This is a genomic window from Streptomyces sp. Inha503, assembly GCF_047215865.1.
Taxonomy (GTDB): Bacteria; Actinomycetota; Actinomycetes; order Streptomycetales; family Streptomycetaceae; genus Streptomyces; species Streptomyces lycopersici.
On record NZ_CP178360.1, the window covers coordinates 4,692,096 to 4,710,991 of the forward strand.

General features: G+C 71.5%; 15 protein-coding genes. 7 read left to right on the forward strand and 8 right to left on the reverse strand.

Features of this window, described 5'->3' with window-relative positions:
- Positions 1 to 11: 11 nt before the first annotated feature.
- A complete protein-coding gene (gene dnaJ, locus ACJX2R_RS19710) occupies positions 12 to 1,145 on the reverse strand; it encodes a molecular chaperone DnaJ (protein WP_037946013.1) in 1,134 nt (377 codons plus the stop codon).
- Positions 1,146 to 2,162: a heat-inducible transcriptional repressor HrcA gene (gene hrcA, locus ACJX2R_RS19715; protein ID WP_413101207.1), complete on the reverse strand. Its 1,017-nt coding sequence runs from the start codon at positions 2,160 to 2,162 to the stop codon at positions 1,146 to 1,148.
- A gap of 164 nt (positions 2,163 to 2,326) precedes the next feature.
- On the opposite strand from hrcA, the gene ACJX2R_RS19720 reads away from it, so the two are divergent.
- Positions 2,327 to 3,049 (forward strand): MBL fold metallo-hydrolase, encoded by a 723-nt coding sequence (locus tag ACJX2R_RS19720; protein WP_413101208.1) that lies wholly within the window; start codon positions 2,327 to 2,329, stop codon positions 3,047 to 3,049.
- A 72-nt stretch (positions 3,050 to 3,121) separates the two neighbouring features.
- Positions 3,122 to 3,943, forward strand: a complete 822-nt coding sequence (locus ACJX2R_RS19725) for a DUF3097 domain-containing protein (RefSeq protein WP_413101209.1) — start codon at positions 3,122 to 3,124, stop codon at positions 3,941 to 3,943.
- A gap of 11 nt (positions 3,944 to 3,954) precedes the next feature.
- On the opposite strand, the gene hemW is transcribed toward ACJX2R_RS19725, so the two are convergent.
- The 4 genes from hemW to lepA form a co-directional block, all read right to left on the reverse strand.
- Positions 3,955 to 5,187 (reverse strand): radical SAM family heme chaperone HemW, encoded by a 1,233-nt coding sequence (gene hemW, locus ACJX2R_RS19730; protein WP_413101210.1) that lies wholly within the window; start codon positions 5,185 to 5,187, stop codon positions 3,955 to 3,957.
- 265 nt (positions 5,188 to 5,452) lie between these two features.
- Positions 5,453 to 7,516, reverse strand: coding sequence for a SpoIIE family protein phosphatase (locus tag ACJX2R_RS19735; RefSeq protein ID WP_413101211.1), 2,064 nt, complete (start codon positions 7,514 to 7,516; stop codon positions 5,453 to 5,455).
- Between the two features lie 236 nt (positions 7,517 to 7,752).
- Positions 7,753 to 9,642, reverse strand: coding sequence for an AMP-dependent synthetase/ligase (locus ACJX2R_RS19740; RefSeq protein WP_413101212.1), 1,890 nt, complete (start codon positions 9,640 to 9,642; stop codon positions 7,753 to 7,755).
- 254 nt (positions 9,643 to 9,896) lie between these two features.
- A complete protein-coding gene (lepA, locus tag ACJX2R_RS19745; RefSeq protein WP_413101213.1) occupies positions 9,897 to 11,774 on the reverse strand; it encodes a translation elongation factor 4 in 1,878 nt (625 codons plus the stop codon).
- A 276-nt stretch (positions 11,775 to 12,050) separates the two neighbouring features.
- On the opposite strand from lepA, the gene rpsT reads away from it, so the two are divergent.
- Positions 12,051 to 12,317 (forward strand): 30S ribosomal protein S20, encoded by a 267-nt coding sequence (rpsT, locus tag ACJX2R_RS19750; RefSeq protein WP_262700020.1) that lies wholly within the window; start codon positions 12,051 to 12,053, stop codon positions 12,315 to 12,317.
- 433 nt (positions 12,318 to 12,750) lie between these two features.
- The gene (locus ACJX2R_RS19755; protein WP_413101214.1) at positions 12,751 to 13,440 is read left to right on the forward strand and encodes a hypothetical protein; all 690 of its coding nucleotides are present in this window, start codon (positions 12,751 to 12,753) and stop codon (positions 13,438 to 13,440) included.
- 46 nt (positions 13,441 to 13,486) lie between these two features.
- Here ACJX2R_RS19755 and holA read toward each other — a convergent pair whose 3' ends face one another.
- Entirely contained in the window at positions 13,487 to 14,476 is a 990-nt protein-coding gene (holA, locus tag ACJX2R_RS19760) for a DNA polymerase III subunit delta (protein WP_020871375.1), read from the reverse strand.
- Between the two features lie 43 nt (positions 14,477 to 14,519).
- Between holA and ACJX2R_RS19765 the strand changes: the two genes are divergently transcribed.
- From ACJX2R_RS19765 to ACJX2R_RS19775, 3 genes are all read left to right on the forward strand, one after another.
- Positions 14,520 to 14,807 (forward strand): hypothetical protein, encoded by a 288-nt coding sequence (locus ACJX2R_RS19765; RefSeq protein WP_413101215.1) that lies wholly within the window; start codon positions 14,520 to 14,522, stop codon positions 14,805 to 14,807.
- A 67-nt stretch (positions 14,808 to 14,874) separates the two neighbouring features.
- Positions 14,875 to 15,417 carry an MOSC domain-containing protein gene (locus ACJX2R_RS19770; protein ID WP_413101216.1) on the forward strand — a complete coding sequence of 181 codons (543 nt, stop codon included), beginning with the start codon at positions 14,875 to 14,877 and terminating at the stop codon, positions 15,415 to 15,417.
- 123 nt (positions 15,418 to 15,540) lie between these two features.
- On the forward strand, positions 15,541 to 16,323 hold the full coding sequence (locus tag ACJX2R_RS19775) for a DUF899 domain-containing protein (protein ID WP_413101217.1): 783 nt from the start codon (positions 15,541 to 15,543) through the stop codon (positions 16,321 to 16,323).
- A 197-nt stretch (positions 16,324 to 16,520) separates the two neighbouring features.
- On the opposite strand, the gene ACJX2R_RS19780 is transcribed toward ACJX2R_RS19775, so the two are convergent.
- Positions 16,521 to 18,806, reverse strand: a complete 2,286-nt coding sequence (locus ACJX2R_RS19780) for a ComEC/Rec2 family competence protein (RefSeq protein ID WP_413101218.1) — start codon at positions 18,804 to 18,806, stop codon at positions 16,521 to 16,523.
- Positions 18,807 to 18,896: the final 90 nt, after the last annotated feature.

Consider the following 18,896-nt stretch of genomic DNA (forward strand, 5'->3'; position numbering starts at 1 on the left):
GGCCGAAGCGCCTACCGCCCGTTGAACGCATCCTTCAAGCGCGAGAACAGCCCTTGCTGCCCCGGCTTGAACTCGCCGGTTGGGCGCTCCTCGCCGCGCAGCTTGGACAGCCGCCGCAGCAGCTCCTCCTGCTCCGGGTCGAGCTTGGTCGGGGTGGTCACCTCGACGTGCACGATCAGGTCGCCCCGGCCGCCGCCCCGCAGATGGGTGACGCCGCGCTGGTGCAGCGGGACCGACTGGCCGGACTGGGTGCCGGGCCGGATGTCGATCTCCTCCAGGCCGTCCAACGTCTCCAGCGGCACCTTGGTGCCCAGGGCCGCCGCGGTCATCGGAATCGTCACCGTGCAGTGCATATCGTCGCCGCGCCGCTGGAAGACGGGGTGCGGCACCTCATGGATCTCCACGTACAGGTCGCCCGCCGGGCCGCCGCCCGGGCCGACCTCGCCCTCACCGGCCAGCTGGATCCTGGTGCCGTTGTCCACGCCGGCGGGGATCTTCACCGTAAGGGTGCGCCGCGAGCGGATCCGGCCGTCGCCCGCGCACTCCGGGCACGGGGTCGGCACCACGGTGCCGAAGCCCTGGCACTGGGGGCACGGCCGTGAGGTCATGACCTGGCCCAGGAAGGACCGCGTCACCTGGGAGACCTCACCGCGGCCACGGCACATGTCACAGGTCTGCGCCGAGGTGCCCGGCGCCGCGCCCTCGCCGCTGCACGTCGTGCAGACGACCGCGGTGTCGACCTGGATGTCCTTCGTGGTCCCGAACGCGGCCTCGCTGAGCTCCACGTCCAGCCGGATCATCGCGTCCTGACCGCGCCGGGTCCTGGAACGCGGACCGCGCTGCGAGGCGGTGCCGAAGAACGCGTCCATGATGTCGGAGAAGTTGCCGAAACCCGCGCCGAAGCCGCCGGCGCCACCGCCGCCCGGCCCCGCGTTCGGGTCCCCGCCCAGGTCGTAGACCTGCTTCTTCTGCGGGTCCGACAAGACCTCATAAGCGGCGTTGATCTCCTTGAACCGCTCCTGGGTCTTCGGATCCGGGTTCACGTCCGGATGCAGCTCGCGGGCGAGCCGCCGGAATGCCTTCTTGATCTGGTCCTGCGAGGCATCACGAGGCACGCCCAGGACTGCGTAGTAGTCCGTCGCCACTTACGACTCCGCCAGGATTTGTCCGACGTAACGTGCCACTGCGCGTACCGCTCCCATCGTTCCGGGGTAATCCATGCGGGTCGGTCCGACCACGCCGAGTTTGGCGACCGCCTCGTCGCCGGAACCGTAGCCGACCGCGACGACCGAGGTGGCGGTGAGCCCCTCGTGAGCATTCTCATGCCCGATCCGCACGGTCATACCCGAGTCCTTGGCCTCGCCCAGCAACTTGAGGAGGACGACCTGCTCCTCGAGTGCCTCCAGAACGGGCCGGATCGTCAGGGGGAAATCATGCACGAAACGCGTGAGGTTCGCGGTGCCGCCGATCATCAGCCGCTCCTCGGTCTCCTCCACGAGCGTCTCGAGCAAGGTCGCCAGTACGATCGAGACGGTCCCCCGGTCCTCCTGTTCGAAGGACTCCGGAAGATCCTGCACCAACTGCGGCACATCCGCGAAACGCCGCCCCACGACCCGGCTGTTGAGCCGGGCACGCAGATCGGCGAGCGAATCCTCGGTGACCGGGGCGGGGCAGTCGACCATGCGCTGCTCCACCCGGCCGGTGTCGGTGATCAGCACCAGCATCACCCGGGCCGGGGCCAGCGGAAGCAGCTCCACATGGCGCACCGTCGAACGGGTCAGCGACGGATACTGCACCACCGCCACCTGCCGGGTCAGCTGCGCCAGCAGCCGGACCGTGCGCCCCACCACGTCGTCGAGGTCGACCGCACCGTCCAGGAAGTTCTGAATGGCCCGCCGCTCCGGGCTGGACAGCGGCTTGACTCCGGCCAGCTTGTCCACGAAGAGGCGATAGCCCTTGTCCGTGGGGATCCGCCCGGCGCTGGTATGCGGCTGGGCGATGAAGCCCTCGTCCTCCAGAGCGGCCATGTCGTTACGCACCGTGGCCGGGGAGACGCCCAGCCGGTGCCGCTCGGTGAGCGCCTTGGAGCCGACCGGCTCCTCCGTCCCCACATAGTCCTGGACAATGGCACGCAGCACCTCGAGTCTGCGTTCGCTGAGCACCCCGCGCACCTCCAGTCCAGCGGTCTCATCAGGTCGTCCGCCTGGCACTCACCGGGCACGAGTGCCAGAACCCCTCCGCCAGTGTACGGCGGGGGGCGGTGGCATGGGCAAGAGCCGCCGCTGGCAGCAACTCTCCCCCATCCCCGTTGAGCTAGCGTCGCGGTATGGAGACGTGTTGGGAAGAGGCGGGCTGGGAGCGGCTCGCGCCCGGTGTGGCCCGCCGTCGGATGCCGGAGTGGGACGAGACGGTCGGCGTGGTCGTCGGACGGACCGACATCCTCGTCGTGGACACCGGCGCGACCCTGCGCGCCGGGGCCGAGCTGCGCTCCGGGATCACCCGGCTGACCGGCCGCCGCCCCACCCGGATCGCGCTCACCCATCCGCACTTCGACCACGTCCTGGGCTCGGCCGCCTTCGCGGGCTGCGAGGTCTACGGGGCCACGGGACTGGACGAGCTGCTGCGCCGTGAGCGGGAGACGCTGCGCGAGGACGCGATCCGCCACGGAGTGGACCGGGACGCCGCCACCGAGGCCGTGGACCATATGGCCTCCCCGCACCACCTGGTCTGCGGGGAGCTCACCCTCGACCTCGGCGACCGTACGGTGCTGCTGGCCAATGTGGGGCCCGGCCACACCGCCCACGACCTGGCCGTCCTGGTGTCCGGCCGACCCGAGGTGGTCTTCTGCGGCGATCTGGTGGAGGAGTCCGGCACGCCCCAGGCCGGGCCCGACGCGATCCCCGGCCACTGGCCCGCCGCGCTCGACCGGCTGCTCGCCCTCGGCGGCCCGGACGCGCGGTACGTACCGGGGCACGGCTCCGTGGTGGACGCCGCGTTCGTACGGACCCAACGCGACGAACTGGCCGCCCGCTTCGGCGTGTCCGGCTGACCCTCGCTCTAGTCGTTCGCCTAGTTGTGCGCCTGCGGGAGCGGGCCTCCGTCGCGCGCTATCGTCATCCGGATGCGACAGTACGACCCGGACCTGACCCCGCCCTGGAAGCGGCAGCGGCCCGCCCCCGAGGTCCCCGCCGAACCGGACCTCGTCGTGGAGGAGGTCAGCACCGGATTCTGTGGTGCCGTGATCCGCTGCGAGAAGACCGCCCAGGGGCCGACGGTCACTCTGGAGGACCGCTTCGGCAAACATCGCGTCTTCCCCATGGAGCCGCGCGGTTTTCTGCTCGAGGGTCGCGTCGTCACCCTCGTACGCCCGCGTGCGGCCGCCCCCAGCGCGCCCCAGCGCACGGCCTCGGGGTCGATCGCCGTGCCGGGAGCCCGTGCGAGGGTCGCCCGCGCGGGGCGCATCTATGTCGAGGGGCGCCATGACGCGGAGCTGGTCGAGCGGGTCTGGGGCGACGATCTGCGCATCGAGGGCGTCGTCGTGGAGTACCTGGAGGGCGTCGACGACCTGCCCGCCATCGTCGAGGACTTCGCCCCCGGCCCGGACGCCCGGCTCGGCGTCCTCGTCGACCATCTGGTGACGGGCTCCAAGGAGTCCCGTATCGCCGCACAGGTCACCGGCGAGCATGTGCTGGTTCTCGGCCACCCCTACATCGACATCTGGGAGGCCGTGAAGCCGTCCTCCCTCTCCATCCCGGCCTGGCCGGCGGTGCCGCACGGCCAGGACTGGAAGAAGGGCGTCTGCCGCGCCCTGGGCTGGCCGGAGAACACCGGGGCCGCCTGGCAGCGGATCCTGTCCTCGGTCCACTCCTACAAGGACCTCCAGCCGGAGCTCCTGGGACGAGTCGAGGAATTGATCGACTTCGTGACGGCTCCCCAGGGCTGACGGCCCCCGCCTCAGTCCACCAGGTCCCGCACCACCGCATCCGCCAGCAGCCGCCCCCGGAGCGTGAGCACGGCCTGCCCGCGCCCGTACGGCTCCGGTTCCAGCAGACCGTCCTCCAGGGCCCGTGCCGCGGCCGCCGCCCCGGCCGGCCGCAGCAGCTCCAGCGGGCAGCCCTCGGCCAGCCGCAGCTCCAGCAGGATCCGCTCCACCCGGCGCTCCTCGGCGGACAGCAGCTCCCGGCCCGCGCCGGGCGACCGGCCCTCGCCCAGGGCCTGCGCGTACGCCCCGGGGTGCTTCACGTTCCACCACCGCACACCGCCCACATGGCTGTGTGCGCCGGGGCCCGCGCCCCACCAGTCGGCGCCGCGCCAGTACAGCTCGTTGTGGCGGCAGCGCCCGGCGGGCGAGGTGGCCCAGTTGGAGACCTCGTACCAGGCGAACCCGGCAGCCGTAAGGGTCTCCTCGGCGATCAGATAGCGGTCCGCGTGCACATCGTCGTCGGTCATCGGCACCTCGCCGCGCCGGATCCGCCGCGCCAGCTGAGTGCCCTCCTCCACGATCAGCGCATACGCCGACACATGGTCCGGGCCCGCCCCGAGGGCAGCCTCCAGGGAGGCCCGCCAGTCCGCGTCGCTCTCGCCGGGCGTCCCGTAGATCAGGTCCAGGTTCACATGGCCGAAACCGGCCGCCCGCGCCTCGGCCACACACGCCTCCGGACGGCCCGGGGTGTGGTTGCGGTCCAGCACCTCCAGGACGTGCTGCCGGGCGCTCTGCATCCCGAAGGAGATCCGGTTGAACCCCGCCTCCCGCAGCTCCGCCAGATACCGCGGATCGACCGACTCCGGATTGGCCTCGGTCGTGACCTCGGCCCCCTCGGCCAGCCCGAACTCGTCCCGGATCGCCCCCAGCATCCGCCCGAGGTCCGCCGCCGCGAGCAGGGTCGGGGTCCCGCCGCCGACGAACACGGTCTCCACGGTCCGCGGGTCGTCCCCCAGCACCTTCCGCGCCAGCCGTACCTCCTCGACGACCTGCTCGGCGTAGTTGTCCCGCGAGGCGAGCACACCGCCGGAACCGCGCAGCTCACTGGCGGTGTAGGTGTTGAAGTCGCAGTAGCCGCAGCGGGTGGCGCAGTACGGCACGTGCAGATAGAACCCCAGCGGCCGCCGCTCCACCCCCGCCAAAGCGGTCGCGGGCAGTGCGCCGTCCTCGGGCATGGGCTCACCATCAGGCAATACGGAAGGCATGCCCCCATTGTCCGGCACGACCGGCGCCACCAGGGACCACGAGACGGCGCCCAGCCGCGGCGGCCCCCGGCGGCCGGACCCCACGGCCCCAGGCGACCGGGCCTACGAGGTGTCCGGCGGACCACGCGGCGGAGCCGCATAGCGATACTTCCCCTCCCCGCCCCTCCCGGGGTCTGGGGCGGAGCCCCAGTTTCGGGAAGGGGCGGGGAGGGGAACAGCCCGCCGCAGGCGTCACGACCCGCCGGACAGCGCACCTAGAGCATCCCTAGAGCACCTTCAGGACCAGCATCGCCAGATCGTCGTCCGGCGGCTCCGCCGCGAAGTCGTCCACCGCCCGGCGCACCCGCTCCGCGACCTGCCGCGCGCTCAGCCCTCCGCACAGCGCGAACGCCGCCGCCAAGCCGTCCTCGTCGTCGAACTGCCGGTCGCCCGATCGGTGCTCCGTCACCCCGTCCGTCACACAGAGCAGCGTTTCCCCGGGCGTCAGATCGAACGATTCACTCTCGTACGACACATCGTCCACGACGCCCAGCAATATCTGCGGCGCCGCGACCGTCCGCACCTCGCCGTCGGGCCGCAGCACCAGCGGCAGCGGATGCCCCGCGCTGGCCAGCGTGCAGCGCACCCCCAGGCCGTCGCCCAGCGGCTCCAGCTCCCCGTACAGCAGCGACAGGAACCGCGCGACCCCGCCGCCCGTCGACAGCCCGGCGCCTCCGACCAGGCCGCCGTCCACCAGCTCCACGACCCCGGCGGGGCCTCCCACGGCCTCCACACCGGCCACCACGGCCTCCGCGGCGCCCTCGACGGCCTGCTCCACCGCCTCCTCGCCCAGCAGCTGGTTGAGCCGGTCCAGGACCTCCCCCACGCCATACCCCTCGCGGGCGAGCAGCCGCAGCCAGGGCCGGACCAGGCCGGTCACCACGGCCGCCTCCGGGCCGTTCCCGCAGACGTCGCCCAGGACGAAGCACCAGCGGCCGTCACCGGCCGGGAAGACGTCGTAGAAGTCGCCCCCGGCGGAGATCTCGCCGGTCGGCTCGTACACCACCGCCGACTCGACCCCGGGGATCCGCGGGATCACGGACGGCAGCAGCCCGCGCTGGAGCACCCGGCTGATGGTCGCCTGGCGGGTGTAGCGGCGGGCGGAGGCGAGCGCCAGGGCGACGCGGCGGGCGAAGTCCTCGATCAGGCCGACCACTTCGGCCGGCATCCGCACCAGCCCGGCCCGCCCCAGCAGCAGCGTGCCGAGCGCGCGGCCGCCCGCCACCAGCCGGCATGCGAGGGCCGCGCCACCGGGTCCGTACGCGGCGGGATCGGCCGGCCAGGGCCACTCCACGGCGCTGCCTCGGACCGCGGTGGGCACATGGGGCGGCTCCTTCTCCAGCACCTGCCGCAGGCCCTCGATGCGCCCCTCGCTGGCGTGCCAGACCCGGGCAAGACGGGGCGGGCCGCTGGTGGAGTCGAGCCAGATCGCGCACCAGTCGGCGAGCCGGGGCACCAGCAGCTGTCCGGCGAGCGAGGTCACCATGTCCTCGTCGAACTGCCCGGCCAGCAGATCGGACGCCTCGGCGAGGAAGGAGAGCGCGCCGCGCTGGATCCACTCGGGGTCACGGCGGGCCGGGACGAGGCCCTGCGCGGGCGCGACGATCTCGATGGCCTCCTTACGGCCTTCACCGACGGTCCCCAGGCCCTCGGGAACGGTTTCCAGGCCCCCGGGGACGACCCCCGTCCCGAAGCCGCCGTCCGGCCCGGCCGCGTCCGCGTCCGCCGCGTCCACGGCATCTCCGACGTCCACGGCGGCCGCGGCGTCCATGAAGGCCGAGCCCATGCCGCCCGCGGCCGCCTGGCCCGTGGGCGCCACCGCCATCTGGAACCACACCGACTTGGTCGCCCGCCGGTAGGTCGTCCCCCAGGACTCGGCGATCTCGGACACCAGCCGCAGCCCGTGGCCCCCGGCGTACTCCGGCGGCTCGTCCGCGTCCGGCGGATCGCCGCGCACCACCCGGGTGGGATGGTGATCGGTCACCTCCACCACCAGGGACGGCGGCTCGCCCTCGCGGTCCGACACATCCAGCGCACAGCTCACCTCGACGGCGGTGCCGGCGTGCACCACCGCGTTGGTGACCAGCTCGCTCACCAGCAGTACGGCCTCGTCCGCCACCGGGTCGGTGATCCGGTCGGCGGCCGGGACCTCCAGCGCGGCCCAGTCGGCGAGGGCGGCACGGACGAACCGGCGCGCGGCCGAGGCCGCGAGCGGACTACAGGGCAGGCTGACGCGTGCCGACGCGCTGGTACGGATGGGGCCGACCCCACCCCCGACCGGTAGAACCACCCCACCGCCCTCAACCGACCCACCAGAAGTGGCAGAAGATGACGTCCCCACTGTGCGGCTCCTGAAGAAGCTCCGTCATAACGCCGTATCCGTAACCGTATCCGGCACGGACAGAGTGACAGACGGACCGCCCTCATATGCACCGGGTTACGCAAGTGAACCGCGATAAGGGGAAAATTCATGTGTCCGGCGGGCCGGTCAACCTGAAATCCGGTGCGGGGTCGTATACTTGCCCGTTAAACCTCCCGCGCGCCCGCGTACATGTCCTCGATCAGATCCTTGTACTCACGCTCGACGACCGGGCGCTTGAGCTTCAGGCTGGGCGTCAACTCCCCGTGTTCCACATCCAGATCGCGGGGCAGCAGCCGGAACTTCTTGATCGTCTGCCAGCGCTGTAGCCCGTCGTTGAGCCGCTGCACGTGGCCGCCGATCAGCTCCCGCACCTCATCGGTGTCCACGACCTCCGCGTAGGTCTTGCCGCCGAGGCCGTGGTCGCCCGCCCACTTCATGATCGTGGGCTCGTCGAGGGCGATCAGCGCGGTGCAGTAATTGCGGTCGGCGCCGTGCACCAGGATGTTGGAGACGAACGGGCACACCGCCTTGAACTGGCCCTCGACCTCCGCCGGGGCCACGTACTTGCCGCCCGACGTCTTGATCAGGTCCTTCTTGCGGTCGGTGATCCGCAGATAGCCGTCCGGGGACAGCTCGCCGATGTCCCCGGTGTGGAACCAGCCGTCGGACTCCAGCACCTGCGCGGTCAGCTCCGGCAGCCCGTGGTAGCCCTGCATGATGCCGGGGCCGCGCAGCAGCACCTCGCCGTCCTCGGCGAACCGCACCTCCAGGCCCGGGAACGCCTTGCCGACCGTGCCGGTGCGGTAGTCCGCCGGGTTGAGGAAGCTGGCGGCGCTGGACTCGGTCAGGCCGTAGCCCTCCAGGATGTTGATCCCGGCGCCCGCGAAGAAGTAGCCGATGTCGGGCGCGAGCGCGGCGGAGCCGGACACCGCGGCCCGCAGCCGACCGCCGAACGCCTCGCGCAGCTTGCCGTAGACCAGCTTGTCGGCCACCGCGTGCTGGGCCCGGAGGCCGAAGGGCACGGAGGCGGTGCCGGTGCGGCGGAAGTTGTCCTGAGAGACCCTGGCGTAGTCGCGGGCGACCTCGGCCGCCCACTGGAAGATCTTGTACTGGGCCGCCCCGCCCTCGCGCGCCCGCTGGGCCACCCCGTTGTAGACCTTCTCGAAGATCCGCGGCACGGCGCACATATAGGTCGGCCGGACCACCGGCAGATTCTCGATGATCTTGTCGACCCGGCCGTCCACCGCCGTGGTGTGGCCGACGTAGATCTGCCCCGCCGTCAGCACCTTGCCGAAAACATGCGCGAGCGGCAGCCACAGGTACTGCACATCGTCGGGGAAGAGCAGTCCGTCCTGATTACCGATCACAATGGCCATGTAAGACCAGGAGTCATGCGCCAGGCGTACGCCCTTGGGGCGCCCGGTGGTACCGGAGGTGTAGATGAGCGTCGCCAGCTGATCGCTGCGCAGGGCGTCCATCCGCTCCCGTACGGCGTCCGGCTGCCGTTCCAGCAGGGCCGTGCCCCGCTTCTCCAGCTCGGTGAGCGAGAGCACCCAGCCCTCGGGGTCGTCCGCGGCGGGGATCGCGTCATCGGCCTGGATCACCACCACATGGGCCAGCTCGGGAAGTTCCTCGCGCTGCGCCCGCACCTTGGTGAGCTGCGCCGCGTCCTCGGCGATCAGCACCCGGCTGCCGGAGTCGGAGAGGATGAAGGAGGTCTCGTCGGCGTTGGTGGTCGGGTAGACCGTGGTGGTGGCCGCGCCCGCGCACAGCACGCCGAGGTCGGCCAGGATCCACTCCACGCGGGTCGAGGAGGCCAGCGCCACCCGCTCCTCGGGGCGGATGCCCAGATCGATCAGCCCGGCGGCGATGGCGAAGACCCGATCCGCGCTTTCCCGCCAGGTCAGCGGCCGCCACTCATCGGGGCCCGTGCCCGAGGCAGGAGGCACCGGATACCGGTACGCCTCCTTGTCCGGTGTCGCCTCGACGCGCTGGAGGAAGTGCGTCGCCAGGGACGGCGGCCGGTTCTCGAGCAAGTTCTGTGTGTCGGTCACGGCATCCTCCGGGGCCCGCATCATTGCTTGGTGACTCGCGAGTAACCTTCAAGTAGGTGATCAGGGTAGGGGCCGAATCCTTACGGCGTAAGGGGGCCGGGTCACGTTGTTCTCACGAGATGCCCAAGAGAATCCCCGGAGGGCGGCGGGCCCGGCGCATCCATCACGCCAGGCCCGCTGACCACACTGTCCCCGGTGCTCCGGCCTTGGGGCCATTTCTCCGGGGCGGAGTCCTGTTCTCCCGGGGCGAGGCCCTACTTCTTCGCCTTGGAGTCCTTGCCGTCGGAGTCGGAGGACAGCACCGCGATGAAGGCCTCCTGGGGCACCTCCACGCTGCCGACCATCTTCATCCGCTTCTTGCCTTCCTTCTGCTTCTCCAGCAGCTTCCGCTTACGGGAGATGTCACCGCCGTAGCACTTGGCGAGGACGTCCTTACGGATGGCACGGACCGTCTCACGGGCGATCACCCGGGAGCCGATGGCCGCCTGGATGGGCACCTCGAAGTTCTGCCGCGGGATGAGCTCGCGCAGCTTGGCGACCAGCCGGACGCCGTACGCGTACGCCTTGTCCTTGTGGGTGATCGCCGAGAACGCGTCCACCTTGTCGCCGTGCAGCAGGATGTCGACCTTGACCAGCTCGGAGGTCTGCTCACCGGTGGGCTCGTAGTCGAGCGAGGCATAGCCGCGGGTCTTGGACTTCAGCTGGTCGAAGAAGTCGAAGACGACCTCGGCGAGCGGCAGGGTGTAGCGGATCTCGACCCGGTCCTCGGAGAGGTAGTCCATGCCGAGCAGCACCCCGCGGCGGTTCTGGCACAGCTCCATGATCGCGCCGATGAACTCGCTCGGGGCGAGGATGGTGCCCCGGACGACCGGCTCGTGCACTGTGGCGATCTTGCCCACCGGGAACTCGCTGGGGTTGGTCACCGTGTGCTCGGTGCCGTCCTCCATCTCCACCCGATAGACCACATTGGGCGCGGTGGCGATCAGATCGAGATTGAATTCGCGCTCCAGGCGCTCACGGATGACCTCCAGGTGCAGCAGCCCGAGGAAGCCGACGCGGAAGCCGAAGCCGAGCGCGGCCGAGGTCTCCGGCTCGTAGACCAGCGCGGCATCGTTGAGCTGGAGCTTGTCCAGGGCCTCGCGCAGTTCGGGGTAGTCCGAGCCATCCAGCGGATACAGGCCCGAGAACACCATCGGCTTGGGGTCCTTGTAGCCGCCCAGCGGCTCCTGAGCACCGCCGCTGACCTGGGTGATCGTGTCACCCACCTTGGACTGGCGGACATCCTTCACACCGGTGATCAGATAGCCCACCTCGCCCACGGACAGCCCGTCGGCGGGGGTCATCTCCGGCGAGTTGGTGCCGATCTCCAGGAGCTCATGGGCGGCGCCGGTGGACATCATCCTGATCCGCTCGCGCTTGCTGAGCGTGCCGTCGACGACCTTCACATAGGTCACGACGCCCCGGTAGGCGTCATAGACGGAGTCGAAGATCATCGCGCGGGCGGGGGCGTCATGGACGCCCACCGGAGCGGGCACCAGCTTGACGACCCGGTCCAGCAGCTCGGCCACGCCCTCGCCGGTCTTGGCGGAGACCTTCAGCACGTCGGAGGGGTCGCAGCCGATGAGGTGGGCCAGCTCGGCGGCGTACTTCTCGGGCTGGGCGGCGGGCAGGTCGATCTTGTTGAGGACCGGGATGATCGTGAGGTCGTGCTCCATCGCCAGATAGAGGTTGGCGAGGGTCTGGGCCTCGATGCCCTGGGCCGCGTCGACCAGCAGGATGCAGCCCTCGCACGCGGCGAGGGAACGCGAGACCTCATAGGTGAAGTCCACATGGCCGGGGGTGTCGATCATGTTGAGGATATGGGTGGCGGGCTCGCCGCCCTCGTCCTTCGTCGGCGCCCAGGGCAGCCGGACCGCCTGGGACTTGATCGTGATGCCGCGCTCGCGCTCGATGTCCATGCGGTCGAGATACTGCGCGCGCATCTGCCGCTGCTCGACCACCCCGGTCAGCTGGAGCATGCGGTCGGCGAGCGTCGACTTGCCGTGGTCGATGTGCGCGATGATGCAGAAGTTACGGATCAGGGCCGGGTCGGTACGGCTCGGCTCCGGCACATTGGTAGGGGTCGCGGGCACGCAGGGTCCTGTGTCTAGGCGGGACTCGGTGTTATCGGTATGGGTCAGTCCCGTCCATGGTCCCATGAATGGCGACCTCTTCCGGGTTTGGGACGCCATGGACCCTGCTGGTAACCTGGCCGACTGTGTCTTGTGCCCCCTCTTTCACGGAGATCTCCGAGGACATCTCCGTGGGGGGCGCCATGGTCGTCTTCACGGACGTCCCGATGGGCGTCTCGACGGGCGCGGACACACCACGAAGCAAGTGAAACCCAACGAACCTGCGAAGGCTTTTACGTGGCGAACATCAAGTCCCAGATCAAGCGGAACAAGACGAACGAGAAGGCGCGCCTGCGCAACAAGGCGGTCAAGTCCGAGCTGAAGACCGCCATCCGCCGCACCCGCGAGGCCGTGGCCGCCGGTGACGCCGAGAAGGCCGCCGAGGCCATCCGCATCGCCGGGCGCAAGCTCGACAAGGCCGTCAGCAAGGGCGTTCTGCACAAGAACAACGCCGCCAACAAGAAGTCGGCGCTCGCCCAGCAGGTCTCCAGCATCCAGGGCTGACGCCTTCGGGCTGACCTCGAAGGCTGACGCGCCTTCCGGGGCTGGTCTCCGGCCGGTTTGGACACAGCGGTCCCTCTCACCCGCTCCGACCGGCAGCCGAGAGCCTCTTCGGCCCCTTCAGCGGTACCGCGCCGCACGCGGCCTGCGTTCGCCACGCGGGTGCGGCGCACTTGATCGATACGAAGGCCCCGCGCCTGTCCTTTCCCCCAGGACAGCGCGGGGCTTTCGCGCTTAATTCGGGTATGTTCACGTCATGTCGACACCGGGGGAAACACCCAATCCGTACGGGCCGCCGCAGCCGCCCCAACCGCCTCAGATGCCTCAGCCGCCTCAGTACAATCCGTACGCCGCCCAGCCGACGATGCCTTCCGTCCCCCTTGGCGGCGGCTACGGCCCGATGGGCGCGCCGGGCACGCCTCCCGGGGTGCCTCCCATGGGCCCCGGAGCCGGGGGCGGGGGCGGCGGCAAGGGCTGGCTGTGGGGGCTGGGCGGGGCCGTCGTCGCCTCGGCGGTCTGGGCCGGGGTGCTGTTCGCCACGGGAGGCTTCGACGGGAACGAGGCGGAGGCCGATCTCGCGGGCTACCGCTATACGACCAACCTGTGCGGCTCGACGGACTCCCAGGCCATCGAGGACTCCGGGTACCAGGAGAAGGACGAGAGCGGTTCGTCGTCCAACCCCCAGCACAGCAGCTCCGAGAACCCCGCGCTGGACTCGATGACCTGCAACATCGACTTCGAGCCGACCGGCGCGGGCAGCAGCGACTACTCCTCGGTGTGGCTCTACACAACGGCTTCGCTGCACAAGAAGACCGACCCCGGCCCCGAGTTCGAGGCCGAGTACCGGGCGTACGAGGACCAGAAGACGTCCACTTACAGCTATGAGGTGAGCCCGGTCAAGGGGCTGGGCGAAGAGGCGTATGTGGTGAGGCAGGAGAGCAAGAGCAGCACCTCCAACACCGGCGCCTATGTGATCCTCGCCGTGCGGGACGGCTGGATGACCTATCAGTCGACCTGGTCGGAGTATGTGTCGACCTCCTCCAGCGCCTCGGCCAAGACGCCTGAGGAGGCTACCGAGATGCTCAGGAAGAGCGCGAAGGCGACGCTGGAGAAGATGAAGGGGTAACCGGGAACGAAACGCGCCCCCCTACCCCCGCGCCCCCGCCCGGCGGCTAGCGGCGGCCCGCCCGGGCGGCGCGGGCGATCGTGACGACGGCCTTCTCCAGGGCGTACTCCGGATCGTCCCCGCCGCCCTTGACCCCCGCGTCGGCCTCCGCGACGGCGCGCAGCGCGATCGCCACGCCGTCCGCCGACCAGCCGCGCATCTGCTGCCGCACCCGGTCGATCTTCCACGGCGGCATGCCCAGCTCACGGGCGAGGTCGCCGGGGCGGGCGCCGCGCGGCGCGGAGGCCAGCTTGCCGATGGAGCGGACGCCCTGGGCCAGGGCGCTGGTGATCAGCACCGGCGGCACCCCGGTGGAGACGGCCCAGCGCAGGGCCTCCAGCGCCTCGGCCGCGCGGCCCTCGACGGCGCGGTCGGCGACGGTGAAGCTGGACGCCTCGGCACGGCCGGTGTAGTAGCGGGCGACGACGGCCTCGTCGATCGTGCCCTCGACATCGGCCACGAGCTGGGAGACCGCGCTGGCCAGCTCGCGCAGATCGCTCCCGATGGCGTCGACCAGCGCCTGGCACGCCTCGGGGGTGGCGGACCGGCCGGTGGCGCGGAACTCCGACCGTACGAACGCCAGCCGGTCGGCGGGCTTGGTCATCTTGGGACAGGCGACCTCGCGCGCCCCGGCTTTACGCGCGGCGTCGAGCAGCCCCTTGCCCTTGGCGCCGCCCGCGTGCAGCAGCACCAGGGTGATCTCCTCGGCGGGGGTGCCGAGGTAGCCCTTCACGTCCTTGATCGTGTCGGCCGACAGATCCTGTGCGTTGCGCACCACCACGACCTTGCGCTCCGCGAAGAGCGAGGGGCTGGTCAGCTCGGCAAGGGTGCCGGGCTGGAGCGCGTCGGGCATGAGGTCGCGCACATCGGTGTCGGGGTCGGCCGCGCGCGCGGCCGCCACCACCTGCTGCACGGCGCGGTCGAGCAGCAGCTCCTCCTGGCCCACGGCGAGGGTCACCGGGGCGAGTGGATCGTCGGTCGTCGTCTTCCTGGCCATCGCGGTCCAGCATCCCACGGACCACCGACAGCCCCGCCGCCCGATGTCCGACAATGTTCCGGTGATCGATGAAGGACTGACCGGCGCCCGCCCCGCCCGGCACATCCTGGTGCTCCCCGACCGCGACGCGGCGGAGGAGGTGGCCGAGGCCCTCCCCGGGCGCTTCGGCATCACCCAGGAGCCCCAGTTGGTGCGGGACGCCCTGGCGGGCGAGGACGACGCCGAGGACGCCCAGTGGCTGGTGGTGGTCGAGGACCCGGCCGGCGGGCTGGACCCGACCGCGCTGGACGCGCTCGCGGACGAGTACGACGGCTGGCTCGAGGCCGAATAGCGCCCGAGACTGGTGCCGTAACCAATCGTGGTCATGGAAGAGGGGGATTCCGAAGATGAACGGAACGATGAACGGAACTGTGACGGCAGTCAGCAGCAACGGCGAGTACTCGTTCACCAAACCGAACCGGGACAGCATCACCCTGCTCACCGGCCTCGGCGTCGAGGGCGACGTCCACGCCGGCGTAACGGTCAAACACCGCTCCCGCGTCGCCCAGGACCCCACCCAGCCGAACCTGCGCCAGGTCCACCTCATCCACGAAGAACTCTTCGCGGAGGTCGGTGCGGAGGGCTTCAAGGTGCTGCCCGGTGACCTGGGCGAGAACATCACCACCCGCGGCATCGACCTGCTCGCCCTCCCGGTCGGCACCCTGCTGCGCATCGGCGACGAGGCAGTGCTGGAGGTCACCGGCCTCCGCAACCCCTGCCTCCAGATCGACCACTTCCAGAACGGCCTCCTGAAACAGGTCGTCGGCCGCGACGAGGCCGGGAACATCATCCGCAAGGCCGGAGTCATGAGCGTCGTACGGGAGGGCGGCACGGTCCGCCCGGGCGACCTGATCCAGGCCGAGCTCCCCGCCGAACCCCACCGTCCCCTGGACCGCGTCTGAGGGCGGGGCGCTCCCCGCGGCGATGAGTTCCGGCCGGGCCGGGAGTCTCTTCTGGTGACCGTCGTAGAACGCCGTACGACGCCGCCCGGTACGAGACACCTGCGAAACACCACGGAGGACACCATGACGGCCACACCGGACGACCCGACCACCTCGCTGCCCGGCCGCCCGCCCGTGGTCGACCTGGCCACCTGGCAGGCCGCCCGTGACGAGCTGCTGGTCCGCGAGAAGGCCCACACCCGCGAGGGCGACGCCATCGCCGCGGCCCGCCGACGGCTGCCGATGGTGGAGTTCGACGGGACGGTCAAGGTGGTCGGACCCGACGGCCCGGTCCCCTTCCTGGACCTGTTCCAGGGCCGCGACGAGCTCGTGGTCTACAAGCACATGTGGTACGACGGCGCACCGCACCAGGGGCAGTGCGAGGGCTGCACCACCACGGCCTGGCATCTCAAGGAGGCGGACTACCTCAACGCGCGCGGTGTCTCGTTCGCCGTCCTGACCACGGGCCGCTGGGACGAGGTGGCCTCCTACGTCGCGTTCATGGGCTACCCCCAGCCCTGGTACTCGGTGCGCGGCGTGGACGGGCCGGCCGGCGGCGACATGGGCTACCTCACCTGCTATCTGCGCGACGGCGACCGCGTGTTCCTCACCTACTCCACGACGGGCCGCGGCAACGAGCGGGTCAACGGATCGCTCGGCCTGCTCGACATGACGCCCTACGGCCGCGGCGAGGCGTGGGAGGACAACCCCGAGGGCCGTCCCGAGGGGCGCGGCGCGTGCTGGTCCTGGCGCTCGGACGCGGACGGGAACGCCACCTGGGGCCCGACCAGCCGCCCCGTGCCGCAGTGGTCCCGCCCCGGCGCGACCCCCGTGGAGACCCTCGGCCGCCATGGCCACTGCCACTGAGGCGTGCCGCGGACATGAGTGAGGCGCCAGGGCCGAAGGGAAGACCTCTGGCGCCCTACTCGCGGCCGAAACCGCCTACGGGCTGTCCCGCGGACCACGCGGCGGAGACGCATATCGGTGCTGCGGGGAGGCGCGGGGAGGGGAGTTGCCCAGACGGCTCGCGCCACCAGGGACACCGCCTCGGTAGTTGGGGTGTTTCAGGCCGACCGTTGGGTGCCCGCGCCACGGCCTCCGAGGACCGCGCGCAGGCCCCGGTCGTGGGTGACCGCGATGGGGCCGTCGGTGTCGGTTCGCAGTACGGCGGCGCCCTGGGCGCGCAGGGCGGCGATGGTGCGGGGCGAGGGGTGGCCGTAGGGGTTGTCGGCGCCGCAGGAGATCAGGGCCAGGCGGGGGCTGAGGCGTCGGAGCAGCTGTGGGTCCTGGTAGGCCGAGCCATGGTGGGCGACCTTGAGAACGTCGATCTCGGGCAGGGCGGGGTGCGTCGTCAGCAGGGCCTGCTGGGCAGGGGGTTCGAGGTCGCCCAGCAGGAGCAGGGTCAGGCCCGCCGTGCGGACGAGGAGGGTGACGCTCGCGTCGTTCGGGCCCTCGGTCGCGGCCGGGCCGGGTGGCTGGCCGGGCGGCCGGCCGGGTAGCTCGGCGGGCCATAGGACCTGCCAGGACAGCGGGCCGAAGCGTCGTCGCTCCCCTGGCCGCGCCGGGATGACCGGGATATGCGCCGACCGGGCCTTGCGGCGTACGAACTCGGCCTGGCCTGGTGGTTCTTCCAGAGCGGTCGTCTCGATCGCACCGACCGCACGGCCGCGTAGCGCACCGCTCAGCCCGGCCACGTGGTCGGCATGGAAGTGGGTGAGGATCAGGAGCGGGATCCGGACGACGCCCAGGGAACGCAGACAGTGGTCGACGGCTCTTGGCTCGGGGCCGGTGTCCACGACGACGGCCGTGCCGGGGCCCGCGGCCAGGACCAGGGCGTCACCTTGGCCGACGTCGCACGCCACCATCCGCCAACCGGGCGGTGGCCAGCCGGTGATGACCCGGGCCAGGGGCGCCGGGCGTATGACGGCCAGCAGCACCAGCAGTGCGCATAGGGCGCACAGCAGGCGGTGGCGCAGCAGTCGGCGGCCCGCGAGGACCACGGCCAGAGTCACGGCGGCCAGCAGGAGCGCGCCGGTCCAGCCGTCCGGCCAGTCCGCCTCGGCGCCGGGCAGCGCCGCACCGGTCCGGGCCACCTGGGCGATCCACTCGGCGGGCCAGCCCGCCGGCCAGGCGATCCACTGGGCGAACGGCGGTACGACGGCGGCTGCCGCGAGCGCGGCGAAGCCGAGGGTGGTGGCGGGGGCCACCGCCACCTCGGCGATGAGGTTGCAGGGGATCGCCACCAGGCTCACTCGCGCGGCCATCACCACGACGACCGGTGCGCAGACCGCCTGGGCCGCGCCGGCGGCCGCCAGCGCCTCGGCCACCCGGGGCGGTACGCCACGGCGCTGAAGGGCCGCGCTCCATCCCGGCGCGATGGTGAGCAGGGCGCCGGTGGCCAGCACGGAGAGCAGGAAGCCGTAACTCCGGGCCAGCCAGGGGTCGTAGAGCACCAGCGCGAGGACGACGGCGGCCAGGGCCGGGAGCAGGGAGCGGCGGCGGCCGGTGCCGAGGGCGAGCAGGGTGATCAGCCCGCAGGCGGCGGCGCGCAGCACACTGGGCTCGGGACGGCAGACGATGACGAAGGCGAGGGTGAGACCGCCACCGAGGAGGGCGGTGGTGCGCAGCCGGATGCCGAGCGCGCCCGCGAGACCGCGCCGCTCGGCCCGCCCGGCCAGCTGCGGCGGGCCCGTGAGCAGTGCGAGGACCAGCGTCAGATTGCTGCCGGAGACGGCCATGAGGTGCAGCATGTCCGTGGCCCGGAACGCCTCGTCCAGCTCGGGTGACACCCGTGAGGTGTCCCCCACGACCAGCGCGGGGAGCAGCGCCCGCGCGTCCGGGGAGAGTCCGTCGGTCGCGGTGCGCAGCCCGGCGCGCAGCCGCCCGGCAAACCGCTGGACCGCGCTGGGCGGGCCCGTGACCCTCGGGGTCCCGCCGCTTGCGCGCACTACGGCCGCGATACGGTCGCCGCCGCGCAACGGCGGCGCCAGACGGCCGTGGACGCGCAGACGCGTGGACGGCAGCAGCCCGAGCCAGGCCGTCCGCTCCTTGCCGGACCTGGGGTGGACCGTGAGCAGGACGGGCGTGCGGGTGGTGGTCATGGTGCCGCCGGGGCCGGTGACCTGGTGGGCCTCTGCTTCCAGGACCACGGACGCGGGCGCGAGCGCCGCGCCCCGCACCCGTGGCCGAGTGAGCCGTGGGTCCCCCGTGACGGCCACCTCGGCTGTGGCCTCCGCGTACTCCCGGGCGAGTGCGGGGACGGGGCCGCGGCGTACGTCCGCCCCGTGCAGCCCGGCGACCGCCCCCGCGGCGGCCCCGCACAACAGCGATGCGGCGATCGCTCCTGCCATACGGCGCCCACGCCAGGCGGCGGCGCGTGGTGGTGAAGTGGCTTGCCGCCCCGGCAGGTTGGGGCCGTCCGGGAGCGGTGCCGACGAGGG